The organism is Arthrobacter sp. TJ-265 (genome assembly GCF_058269135.1).
This window is the reverse complement of record NZ_JBZCND010000009.1, coordinates 1-11,302: the sequence shown is the minus strand read 5'-3', so window position 1 is coordinate 11,302 and position 11,302 is coordinate 1. Positions and strand designations below refer to the sequence as shown.

General features: G+C 62.2%; 15 protein-coding genes. 10 read left to right on the top strand and 5 right to left on the bottom strand.

All coding sequences use genetic code 11. The features are described from left to right. Positions 1–123 precede the first annotated feature (123 nt). The gene (locus AC4D2E_RS17550) at positions 124–618 is read left to right on the top strand and encodes a GNAT family N-acetyltransferase (RefSeq protein ID WP_490953459.1); all 495 of its coding nucleotides are present in this window, start codon (positions 124–126) and stop codon (positions 616–618) included. Between the two features lie 45 nt (positions 619–663). Here the strand turns inward: AC4D2E_RS17550 and AC4D2E_RS17545 are convergent, their stop codons facing one another. Beyond that, positions 664–1,347 (bottom strand): VOC family protein, encoded by a 684-nt coding sequence (locus AC4D2E_RS17545; RefSeq protein WP_490953458.1) that lies wholly within the window; start codon positions 1,345–1,347, stop codon positions 664–666. A gap of 82 nt (positions 1,348–1,429) precedes the next feature. On the opposite strand from AC4D2E_RS17545, the gene AC4D2E_RS17540 reads away from it, so the two are divergent. Next, a complete protein-coding gene (locus AC4D2E_RS17540; RefSeq protein WP_490953457.1) occupies positions 1,430–1,822 on the top strand; it encodes a VOC family protein in 393 nt (130 codons plus the stop codon). Between the two features lie 285 nt (positions 1,823–2,107). Here the strand turns inward: AC4D2E_RS17540 and AC4D2E_RS17535 are convergent, their stop codons facing one another. Further along, entirely contained in the window at positions 2,108–2,506 is a 399-nt protein-coding gene (locus AC4D2E_RS17535) for a cupin domain-containing protein (RefSeq protein WP_490953456.1), read from the bottom strand. A 36-nt stretch (positions 2,507–2,542) separates the two neighbouring features. Here AC4D2E_RS17535 and AC4D2E_RS17530 point away from each other — a divergent pair, with 36 nt between their 5' ends. The 4 genes from AC4D2E_RS17530 (at position 2,543) to AC4D2E_RS17515 (ending at position 5,392) form a co-directional block, all read left to right on the top strand. Next, positions 2,543–3,556, top strand: a complete 1,014-nt coding sequence (locus AC4D2E_RS17530; protein WP_490953455.1) for an ArsR/SmtB family transcription factor — start codon at positions 2,543–2,545, stop codon at positions 3,554–3,556. A gap of 106 nt (positions 3,557–3,662) precedes the next feature. Beyond that, positions 3,663–4,022, top strand: coding sequence for a YciI family protein (locus AC4D2E_RS17525; RefSeq protein WP_490953454.1), 360 nt, complete (start codon positions 3,663–3,665; stop codon positions 4,020–4,022). Between the two features lie 610 nt (positions 4,023–4,632). Next, positions 4,633–5,016 (top strand): hypothetical protein, encoded by a 384-nt coding sequence (locus AC4D2E_RS17520; protein WP_490953453.1) that lies wholly within the window; start codon positions 4,633–4,635, stop codon positions 5,014–5,016. A gap of 133 nt (positions 5,017–5,149) precedes the next feature. Next, complete coding sequence (locus AC4D2E_RS17515) at positions 5,150–5,392, top strand: hypothetical protein (protein WP_490953452.1); 243 nt, start codon at positions 5,150–5,152, stop codon at positions 5,390–5,392. Here AC4D2E_RS17515 and AC4D2E_RS17510 read toward each other — a convergent pair. Continuing rightward, entirely contained in the window at positions 5,389–6,249 is an 861-nt protein-coding gene (locus tag AC4D2E_RS17510) for a LysR family transcriptional regulator (RefSeq protein WP_490953451.1), read from the bottom strand. The two genes, AC4D2E_RS17515 and AC4D2E_RS17510, sit on opposite strands and share 4 nt — an antisense overlap. A 44-nt stretch (positions 6,250–6,293) precedes the next feature. Between AC4D2E_RS17510 and AC4D2E_RS17505 the strand changes: the two genes are divergently transcribed. Beyond that, a complete protein-coding gene (locus AC4D2E_RS17505) occupies positions 6,294–7,241 on the top strand; it encodes an EamA family transporter (RefSeq protein WP_490953450.1) in 948 nt (315 codons plus the stop codon). Positions 7,242–7,569: 328 nt separating this feature from the next. On the opposite strand, the gene AC4D2E_RS17500 is transcribed toward AC4D2E_RS17505, so the two are convergent. Continuing rightward, complete coding sequence (locus AC4D2E_RS17500) at positions 7,570–7,998, bottom strand: rhodanese-like domain-containing protein (RefSeq protein WP_490953449.1); 429 nt, start codon at positions 7,996–7,998, stop codon at positions 7,570–7,572. A 93-nt stretch (positions 7,999–8,091) separates the two neighbouring features. On the opposite strand from AC4D2E_RS17500, the gene AC4D2E_RS17495 reads away from it, so the two are divergent. Then, positions 8,092–8,550, top strand: a complete 459-nt coding sequence (locus AC4D2E_RS17495; protein WP_490953448.1) for an Lrp/AsnC family transcriptional regulator — start codon at positions 8,092–8,094, stop codon at positions 8,548–8,550. A 91-nt stretch (positions 8,551–8,641) separates the two neighbouring features. On the opposite strand, the gene AC4D2E_RS17490 is transcribed toward AC4D2E_RS17495, so the two are convergent. Further along, positions 8,642–9,550 (bottom strand): DNA/RNA non-specific endonuclease, encoded by a 909-nt coding sequence (locus AC4D2E_RS17490; protein ID WP_490953447.1) that lies wholly within the window; start codon positions 9,548–9,550, stop codon positions 8,642–8,644. Between the two features lie 835 nt (positions 9,551–10,385). Between AC4D2E_RS17490 and AC4D2E_RS17485 the strand changes: the two genes are divergently transcribed. Then, entirely contained in the window at positions 10,386–10,601 is a 216-nt protein-coding gene (locus tag AC4D2E_RS17485; RefSeq protein WP_490953446.1) for a hypothetical protein, read from the top strand. A 5-nt stretch (positions 10,602–10,606) separates the two neighbouring features. Further along, a complete protein-coding gene (locus tag AC4D2E_RS17480) occupies positions 10,607–11,095 on the top strand; it encodes a MarR family winged helix-turn-helix transcriptional regulator (RefSeq protein WP_490953460.1) in 489 nt (162 codons plus the stop codon). Positions 11,096–11,302: the final 207 nt, after the last annotated feature.

Genomic DNA, 11,302 nt, shown 5'->3' with positions numbered 1-11,302 from the left:
TAGTGTCCTACCGATCTTTCCCGCAGGAATTGACAGAGTGAGGCTACGACCACCAGCTCGGCTGCAAGCCCGTAAAGCTCAGCGGCGGGCAGCAGCGTCTCGTTGTTGCGTGTCCCCAAGGCGATGGAAATCGTCCCGTACGCCGCCGGACACCGGGAGCCACTACTGGCTCTCTCACTGCGGGCGTGGGAACCAGTGTTCCTGCTACTCAAACCAGCTGTCACTGCCTTCGCCTATGAGGCGTTCTACCTCGACGGTTGGCGTAGCCGGCAGTCCGAGAATCTCGGAGCAACCCTCGACGGTGAGCCAGAGAATACCGACGTGGCTCTCATCGACAACTCACCTGCCGGGTGGGTCTGCACGCGACTTCATCCGGACGACAGTATGGGTGAGGTCTATGTACTTGCTGTCGACCCCACGCACCAAGGGAAAGGGCTCGGCCGTGCGCTCATGCAGTGTTCAATCGAACGAGCTCGATCAGAAGGCATGCGAATGGTAATGGTCGAAACGGGCGATGACCCTGGACGTGCGCCAGCCCGTCAACTTTACGAGAGGTCTGGGTTCGAGCGGTGGCCTGTTGCTCGCTACTTCAAGGAAATAGACAGCGAAACGCAGTAGACACACTGCGCTCGAGCATCCTCTGGCGTACTGGCTTGTGGTCGGTCAGACCGCAGGCGCGTCGTCGACTCTCTCCTGCTCGGCCGGTTGGGTGCCGTCGGGCCAGGCCGCGATGCACACCTTGTTACCGGCTCGATCAGCGAGGATCCATGCACTCGGTGCGCCTGAGTCGTCGACTATGCGACCTCCCGCATCGACCGCTGCCCGAAGTCGGGTCTCCGCTGCCGTGCGGCTGACGGAGACATCGACATGCATCGCGTGACTCAGGGGTCGTGACGGATCAAGCTCCTGCATCCACACGGTAGAGCTTTGACCCGAAGGGTCGATGCAGTTGTCTTCATGCAGTGGCGCATAGCCGAGAACAGCGCGCCAGAACCCGAGATCGACCACCTCGGGTCGTGCAGCGATCGCGAGTTGCACCTCCTGCACGGCGCCTTTGTCGGCGGCTGCGCCCACCTTGCTAGCGAGGCTTGAGATCGCCCGTGCGATGTCGATGTGCCGTGCTTCTGTGCCCCACATCTCTCGGGTGAGTTTCACTGTGAGGCGGTCGGAGGTTACAGTCAGCAATGTCCGCGATTCCAGTCCCGGCAGGTCGGCAATCGCTCCTGCCAGGTGCGCTGACTCGGGCAGTGACCCGACCTTGAACACCGCTGTCGGTCCACCATGCAGGATCACCCAGTCGCTGACACCTTCGGCGTGTAGAAACGCCTGCCATCCTTGCTCACTCATGCAGCGACTCTAGGCACGCCACGTCCTACCGGCCAGTCCTGTACTCGTTGCTGACGGCGGTCGACCGCCATAGAGTCCAACCATGCTCGCTGTTGGTTCGATCGTCATCCGCGTCGCGGACTTGCAGAAACAGGTCGAGTTCTGGACCGCAGCTCTGAACTACAACGTCCGCTACTCAGACAGCGGTGACTTCGCGTTGCTACACCCTCGTGACGGAGTCGGGCCTAACGTGTCGCTCGACGTCGTCCCGTTGCCTCGCGCCCTGCCGCCGCGCATCCATCTTGACTTGTACGCCGAAGACCAGGCAGAGGAGGTGCTGCGTCTGACTACACTTGGCGCCAGTGAGGTGCACTGGGATAAGCGTCCCGCCGACGCGGACTACATCATCATGGAAGACCCCGAAAGCAATCGATTTTGCGTCGTCAGCGCAGCGGAGTGGTCGGGTTGGCAGACACGCTCCGCGGCGCCGTCCTAGTCGGGTGTCGGGTCACTGGTGCGCGCAAGTCGGTCCAGCAGAGGACGACATGCCGGATCACCGGTGGCTCTCAGGACTGGAACGCCGAGATTCCCGCTTGATGAGGCCACCCGCTCACGTACATTAACCGGGACAATAAGGACCCGATCGACGACTCCTCCTAGTTCGGAGGCCTGTTGCGACTACTCCCGAATAATTCTCGGTGTCCCGTACCACCAACGTGCCTGACAGCGCATAGCTGTCGGACACGACCACTCTGCCGGAGGAAGCAGCCCGCACGAGGTTTCAGACGAGTCGGTCTGATCCCCCAGCCAACGCGGGATTGGCCGATGCTGATGAGTGTTGCTCGTCCCGCCATTCCTGAATGATTTCGGGTGAAGCGTGTACACAGATGATGCGAAGAACGCCTGTTCCCGTGTTCGTGAAGCGATGCCACGAGCCGGCTTGCACAACGGCGGTGTCACCGGCTCGCGCGACCGTGGTGTCTTCGCCGTCGCGGATGGTTGCTTCGCCCTCCAGCACGAGCCACGTTTCTGTATAGGGGTGGCGGTGCAGTTCTGGGCCCTGTCCAGGGTCGTTCGACACAAAGAAGTAGGAGATTTCGGAGCCGTGAACGGCGCCGACGAATCGGAGGGTTCTTGACCCAGCGATTCGGAGGTCTTCCGCGGTGATGTGTGTAGCCATGTCAGTTTCCCTTCTGTTGGCTACAGGATGCGCGTAATGGGAGAACTTGGTTACTGTTTCGCTATGGGTCGAAAGGTTGTTGAGTTCCGGCTTGCACCCGACGACATTTCCGCCATCCGGTTCGGATTGTCGCCGGGCCATGAGCTAAGTCACGCTGTGAGAGTTCTTGCTAACCCGCAGCTTCATCCCCTCCAGTGGGGCTGGTTGCGTATGACTCGCAGTCTCGTCCCGGAGCGAGCATTCAAGCTGTTGCGGCTCGTGGTGGGCGACGAGGGCTACATGCCTGACTTCTTCACGTCGGCTCCGTCGTGGGATCTCACTCCTGAAGAGGAGCTTGCTCGGTTGCGTAGAGCAGACTTGGAGCCGATGCGCGTCGACTTGGGTAAGCGCGCGAGCCGGACGGAGGGCCCCGCTCGGCGAATGTTGACCGACATGCAGGCGCGACCAGAACGGGCTAGGGACGATATTGCCGCCGCGTTCGAGGAGATGTGGGACGCGACGATCGGCATGTTCTGGCCGACCATCGAGAGGATGCTTCGGGCCGATATAGGCGCGCGCTCACGACGAGTGAGCAGCCACGGCATCGCCGAGATGATCGATTCCATCGATACTGCGGTGACCTGGTCGCCGGACTCCGTCCGGGTGGAACTCGCCAAGCACTCAGAGGTCCTCGACTGCCGGGGCAGTGGTCTCGTGCTCGTGCCCTCTGTCATGTCGCGCCGCTGCGCAGCACTCACGGAACTACCCGCACAGCCCACTCTTTTCTACCCGGCGCTCGGGGTCACGGAGATCTGGACGCAAACGCCTGCGGCCGCGGACGAGGCACTGACGGCTCTGCTTGGTAACGGCCGATCACGTGTACTTCGCTGCCTGCAGGACCCCCTATCGACGACAGAAGCAGCTGCAGCCACGTCACTCGCGATGTCGACCGCGTCACATCATCTCTCGACCTTGCGAGCTGCTGGTCTCGTTGACTCTCACCGTGTCGGTTCGACCATGCTCCATGTACGTACACCGCTTGGCGACGCGCTCGTTTCTGGCGCTGCCTGACCGTGTTTCGGCCAGCATCGAAAGAGTGTGCCGTTGCGACACCATCCGCGACGCTAAGCATCGAACCGCAGTCACCTGAAGGTGGCGACCAACAGAGGAGAATGAGATGCAATACTTTCTGACCGTGCCCCACGATTCTGCGACCGAACCCACGATGGAATCGGAAGTCGAACTCGACCCCGTCGCGTTCGAGAAGTTCATAGCTGACGTCGCAGCGTTCAACGCAGACCTCGAGTCGTCGGGAGCGTTCCGCTCCGCGGGCGGATTGCAGCCACCATCGACCGCAAAGACGGTCGACGCAACGTCCGGTGAAGCGCGCATTCTGGAAGAACCCTTCGTCATCGCGGACTCCTACGTCGGCGGGTTCTGGGTCATCGAAACCGAAAGCGAAACCGAAGCCCTCGCGTGGGCCGAACGCGCGTCGCGCGTCCTGTCGAGCCGCATCGAAGTTCGCGAACTCCAGTAAACCGGTGACGCTCGCTTCTGTGGAACCCCATCTATACGGAAGGCGTCAGCTGAACCCAGGAATTACATACCAGGTGACACGCAAACTCACCGCACACACGAAGCGAAGCGATCTAAGCGCTTCCCACCTGCCCAATCGATTGGTCGGGAACCATTTATCGAGTTGAGCGATCAGTTTGTGTCGCGTACTGCGTCTATCTTGCAAGGGTTGTGGGCCTACGGCGCACCCCTCGAGAGGCGATAGTTGTGCACTCTCTTGGCCAGCCCTTACCCCGAATCAACTGGTTCGGCGTCGCGGCGCCTTGCCGATCCCAACTCCACTTGCCGTGCCCGAAAGAGATTGCTCGATAGTAGGTTCGACAACTGCCACACGATTGTCTTGCAACCGGTGGGTTGCAACACAACTGGACGAGATACCACCACTCCCCCGCCACTGCTGCTCCTCGTGTGTCCTGCCACGTTGTCCTCCAACTGGTGGAGCGATTCCTACCAGAAAGTCGGTTGCAAGACAGTTGTACAGGAATTCGCATGGCGGAGTGGGGGCTTGGCTCGTTCGATCCACTCGGTAGCTCACTAGGTAGGCTCCAGGGAGGACGAACAAGGGGGAACCAATGGACAGACAGGAACCGGATCGAAGGCGGGCCGACCGTGAGTTCTGGCTCCGGCTGCTGATTCCCGCGGCGCTGCTCGTCGGGCTGCTTATCCTGCTCGTCAGCACGGTCCCGCCCGAGGTCATCCTGCCGGCCCTGGTGGTCGCGGCTGGAGGGGTTCTAACCGGCAGCATTGTCGGCTTCCTCACGGGTGTCCGCGGGCCGCATTGGCCGATCTACGCCCTGACACTCACCGCAGTGGCGGTCCTGCTCCTGCTGCCGTCCCCCTGGCAAGGACTCGCCCTTGTGGCTGTGCCGGCGGCCGCGGGCGGGTACGCGATGGGCAAAGAGACCGCGTTCTTCCGCCTCGACCGCCGCCATCCGGTTCCGCCCGTCAATCACTAACGGGTTCAACCGTCTCTCACCTGCCGCTGGTACCGTCGGCCGATGGACGCCACCTCGCCCGAGCCCCGCATCCGCCACCGTCGAGGACCTCTCGCACCGCGAGGTCCTCGACGAGGACTTCCTGGGCCTGCTCGTGCCGATCCCGTCATTGGAGGACATCGACACGGCCCTGCTGCCCTACACACACTTCTCCGTCCTGATGCGCCCCGACAAGCGACTGGCGGCCATCACGGCACTCGGCATCGACGGCGCAAAGCTCATGGACCTCGACCGCTCCGGCATCGACTGGCGGCTGGATCCGCGGCTTCCCGAGGACCAGCAGACCGGGGAGCGGGTCTACGCACGCAACGACATCCTCCTGCGTACAGAGTTTTAGTGGGGTGAGCGGTAGAGGCCTGCGAGGAGGGTGATGATGTCCTGCAGGATCTCCGGTGGATCATTCTTCTGCCAGCCGGCGTAGACGGTTACGGGTGGTGCGTCGCGGACGGGCCGGTAGGTGAGGCCCCGGCGGCGGTATTGGTGTGCTGTCGATTCTGCGGTGACGCCGCGGGCCGTACCGCTGCTGATAAGGGTGAGCCAGTCATCGACATCATTGGTGGGGATGGTGCGCTGCGGTCGGCCGCCCTCGGGCCAGAGGTTGAGTTGGGTGCTTCCGGTGCGATGATCGACCGCCAACGCGGAATCCGCTACCTGCGCGAGGGTGACGCTGCGTTTGGTGGCCAGAGGGTCATCGACGGACATCGCGCAGAAACGTTTCTCGGCGCCAATCAGGGCCAGTTCGAGGTTCGCTGCCTCGGGGTTGCGACGCAGGATCACCAAGTCACTGGTGCCCTCGTGCAGTCCTGCAGTAGGTGTGTTCGTCCGGACCAGACGCAGTTCGTGGTGCGGTAGGGCTGCGGCCCATCGGCGTTGAAACTCAGGGGTGTGCTTGCCTAGAGCGGACCACGCGTACCCGACCCGGATCGTGCTCTGAGCGGCCAGTGCTTCCTGTCGCAGATCAGCGACGACGACCAGGGCACGACGTGCGTGGCGAAGCACCCGCTCACCGGCCGGAGTCAGTTGCACGCTGCGGGTCGTCCGGTGCAGGAGACGTACCCCGAGGGCAGACTCCAGCGCAGCGATGTTGCGCGAGACAGCGGTCTGGGAGATCCCGAGTTCGATACCAGCGTCAGTGAAAGTCCCCGTGTCGATGACGCTTGCCAGGGATCGAAGGTGACGCAGTTCCACATCCACACCGACAGTTTATCCATGCGCACTGCGCATCAATATGACTATTCATGCATTATGAGCAGGTCACGACCAGTGCACAGACTTCCATCATGACAACGATGAAGCAGGCAGGTAGTGACCGAACCGCTGGCATCGCGACGGCGTTGGGTGGTGCTCTGTCGAACCAGCTCGGGGCTGCCAGCGGGTCCCTGGCCTTCCCGTTCATCGGGCCGGTCGGGGTCGTTGCCGTCCGGCAGATCGTCGCCGCGATGATTCTGCTGCCGGTGGTGCGGCCGCGTATCCGTGAGTTGACCCGGGCGCAGTGGTGGCCGATCCTGCTCCTGGCCGTGGTCTTCGGGACGATGAACCTCACCCTGTACCTGGCCATCGATCGCATCGGCCTGGGATTGGCAGTGACACTGGAGTTCTGTGGGCCCCTGGCGGTCGCCCTGCTCAGTTCCAGGACCAAGAACAGTGCGATCTTTGCCCTCATCGCAGGTGCCGGCGTCATCGCGATCACCCGGCCCCAACCCACCACCGACTACCTGGGCATCGGCCTTGGCCTCATCGCCGCCTGCAGCTGGGCCGCGTACATCCTGCTCAACAGGACCATCGGCTCCCGCATCCCTGGAATCCAGGGCACCGCCACAGCCACAGGGATCTCCGCCGCTCTTTTCCTGCCTGTCGGTGTCTGGATACTCATTACTACCCGCCCGGACGCGTCCACCCTGCTCTACGCCGTCGGTGCCGGCGTCCTCGCGTCGACGGTCCCGTTCGTCGCAGACCTGATGGCGCTTCGGAGGATTCCCACGAACCTGTTCGGGATCCTCATGAGCGTCAACCCGGTCCTGGCCGCCCTGATTGGAGCGATACTGCTTCACGAGGAACTCGGTGTCGTCGAATGGGCTGGGATAGTCCTCATCGTCACCGCGAACACAGCCGCCCTGCTCCTACCAACCCGCATACCACAAACAATGACGACTGGAGCCGACAAGACTGATCAACAAGCGACATAAACGCGGATGCGGATCTGCCCGAATGCCGATCCTCGTACGAACTGCAACGGTCAGGCCAATCGGCAACGCTGTGTGGTAGCCGATGAGCCCAACAATCACAGGCGTCACCACCGTCAACGCGACCAGAACGAAGAGGCATCTTGCAATAAGCTTCATCCTGCGTTGCCGCGCGAATGGGGCCGGGAGAAACCCTCCACCGATGTGCTTCCTTCGCTCCAGGACACTTACCGATGATCATCGCAGAGCCGTCGGGCGCCCGCAGGGGATCGGGTTACAGACGGAGCAGACCATGATGCCTAGTGCTCAAACCCCCGGGCCAACATATTTGTCATGCCGAGGCCCGGACGGGTGCTGTCAGGGGATCCGGTGAGCGGCGCCCCCGCCCCTCATCACTGACAATGGCAAAGCCTTCCCTGGACCAGTACTCGAACCCGCCGATCAGCTCGCGCACATTCGTGTAACCCAGTGACGCCAGAATCAACGCGCCGCGGGTGCTGCCGTTGCAGCCCGGCCCCCAGCAGTAGACGACGATCGCGGCATCCAGGGCGGGTGCAATGCCGGCAATACCTGCTTCGAGTTCTGCATTCGGGATGTGGACAGCGCCAGGAATACGGCCCTGACTCCACGAAACGGTCGAACGAGTATCGATGACGATTGGATTCAAACCAGACGCACGAGCAGCAGCGAGGTCCGCAGGGTCCGTCTCATAGGCGAGTTTTGCGGCGAAGAAGTCAGCCGCGGAGAGAGAGGTAGACATACCTCTATCAAATCTCCCCTCACTCTTTCTTGGAACAGCACACCAAGCGTATGGAGCTGCTGACAGGTGTAATTCCACGGTAGATTCGCCGCTATGCCATCGAACCCCCGCCTGGACCTTGATGCAACCGATCACGCGATCATTCATCACCTGCAGCAGGACGGGCGGTCAAGTGTTGCTCAACTCGCTCGAGTCATCAACCTCTCACCGAGCGCGACCAGTGATCGCCTCCGACGTCTCACCGATGGTGGGGTCATCACCGGATACTCCATCACAGTGGAACCTGAAGCTCTCGGGTACACCGTGACGGCGTTCGTGCGACTGGCCTACCCCACCGGCCATTACAAGCCGTTCCATGACCTCGTCGACTCGATGCCCGAAATCATTGAAGCTCACCACGTGACCGGTGCGGACTGCTTCATCATCAAGGTTCTCGCCCGCTCAATGCGCGACCTCGAACGCATCACCGGTCGCCTCGCTACCCTCGGCGGAATCACGACCAGCGTTGTCTACTCAAGCCCCATTCCCGCACGGCACATCACTCCTGCCTGACACATCGTGCCGGCGGCGGTATGCGGCGTGCCGATAGAAGATCCACCATCGCCCTCACAGGTAATAGGGACACAACCGCGAGAAGTCGAGGTCAGTCATTGAGGTCGAAATCCAGGTCAAGGCATTCCGGGCTGGAGAGCTCCCGCCAGGCCGAGGTCACGCGCGCCGTCGGTAGGGCCGCAGCGATCGGCATCCGATCAACCCAGGCCAGCTGCTCGAGCTCGAGGCCGGTGAGCGCGGCGATGTCGCGGATCGGCACCTGGAAAGTCCGGAACGGCCCCAACGGTGGCGCGTCATCCCCAACGGCGCCGGGCTTCGGCACGTCATCGAGGTCAGCCAGCTGCGGTGTCTGATCAACGACATACCCGGTCGCCGCCAGTAAACCGTCCTGCAGGAACACGGCGACCTTGAAGTACAGCAGCGGGATCTCCACACCCCGGTACACGGGGTCGACGTCGCTGAAGATCGGGCCCGTGAACACGATCAGGCGCCGCCCATTATCCGCAGCGTTCTCGAGCAGGTACGACTCAAGTCCCAGCCACAGCTCCAGGCCCTGGTTGAACGTCGCGGCCTGCGGGGCAGCGTTCGTGTAATGGAAGGTGTCCTCGTTCGCGGTCGCCGCCTCAACCCGTGTGTCACCCCACACCGCTGATGCCCGACGCACCAGGTGCCCACGGTCGATGTCGTTGCACACGTAAACCCGCTCCCCCGTCTGCTGATCCTCGGGCAACCGCAGATCCAACCGCCGCTGAATCCCCGACCGGTCGAGGTCCATGAGCTTCGCCCCGTCGATCCCGAGAGCCGTGATCGCGGCCAAGCGCTTATCCGGCCGCATCAACACCGAGAAATACGTGTACGGGAGCAGAACCGCCTCGACCCCGGCCAGCGCCGGCACGGGCACCGGGACCCCGAGAAACTGCTCATCGAAGCCCTCACGACCTGCAAGGTCCGAGGTCGTGGCAGTGTGCGCGGTCCGGGGTGTGGGCAGGGTGGCGTCCATCCGGTGAAGCTACCAGCGACAGCGGACAACGCGATGAGAAGTTTCACCTACATCCCCATCAGACCAGCCGCGACAATGACGACGCCGGCCAGCAACAGGACGCTCCGCTGCCGCCCAGACCGTGGCCAGACCGACTGCGATCTCGGGCTGGCGGTCCTCCCCGAGGTGGAAGGCCCCCAGCAGCACGTCTGCTTGGAAGCGCCCGATGACATGCCGGTCACGATAGGCGGCCAGGGCTAAGAGCATCATGACAAAGCCGGCACCCACACGGACCTCACGTACAGCAGGGGCCCAACGGCTACTTCTGGTCAGGCTCAGCTGTGGGCGTACCCAAGCTCCACGGTTCCTCCGGCCCCATGGACTCCACCGCTTGAGCAGTGTCCACCTCCCACTGCTCCGAGGCCTCCGTCAGTGGAAAACGAACCGGGTTCCGATCGCCATCATCGTTGAATTCTGGGTAAGTCAGCGGCATATCCTCAGCGCTAGTCATCCGCCGATCCTACTCACTACCCCACACATCCGACACGGGGCTGCAGCCCCATCCGTAAGCCGGCCCCATGCAGCCGAGCAGCAACCGCACGTTGCATCAGGTCCAGACCCCCCGACGTGCGTATCGCGAAACCCGAAGAACGACCTGAAACCACACCATCTGAGCCAATCCGCACAGTTGCGTTGAGGTGTACCCCAACGCCACACGTCCATTCGCGTTGTGGTCAGGTGTGCTTGACGAAGGGCTACTACCAGTGTGGCGGCATGCTGAGAGACCTGTTTATGTAGTACCCTAACTGTTAGTGTACTAAAAACTACAACCATCTTCTCGTTCAAAGGAAACCACATGGCTCAGAAGCCGTCCTTCACGAACCGATTCATGAACGCCACCGACAAGCTGCGGATGTTCTTCGGTCCCGCAGCCCGTGGAACCACCGCGGGAGAGATCGTGTACCGCGACGATGCCGCCCAGTTGAAGCGTCAGCAGGAGTTACAGCAGTGGGATGTCGTCCGCAACGCTGATGGGTCGTCTTACCTCAGCCCTCGTAAGCCCCAGGGATGACCAACATGACAGACACAACAGGTATCGCCCACGACGCAGGACTCCGGGATTCCCGTACGTCCGAACCAGATGATCTGTTGCTAGAGCGCCAGCTATGCTTTGCCCTCTCAGTGGCGTCCCGCAGCGTCGTGAACTCCTACCGGCCCGTGCTGCAGGAATTAAGCCTGACGCATCCGCAGTATCTGGTGATGCTTGCCCTGTGGGAACGCAGCCCGCGAACGGTGAAGTCCCTGAGCGAAGAGCTGCTCATGGAGTCAGCCACGCTCTCCCCCATGCTCAAGCGCCTCGAAACGCTCGGCTACATCACCCGGCAACGGGTCGAGGGCAACGAACGAGCCCTCGCCATCGAACTGACACCGGCCGGCGTCCAATTGCGGGACCGGGCGCTGTCCGTGCCGGGAACCATGATGGAACGCCTCCATCTCACCCGTGACAAGGTCGAGGAACTCAACTCCGCGATGCGCGCCCTCATCGACGCCACCGCCCAGGACTGACCCCGGATCAGCCCTGAACTAGCCCCGGACGCCTTCACCCTGAACCAACTTCGGCGAGTCAACAAAACCTTCAGCACCCCGTGGGACTGTAAGAAAAACGGTGTGTGAGGGTCCGGCCTGATCCGAGAGGAGATGGCCGTGAACGACTTCACGACCGAAGCAACAGAGACGATGATCGATCCTGTGACGGGAGAGATCATCGATCAG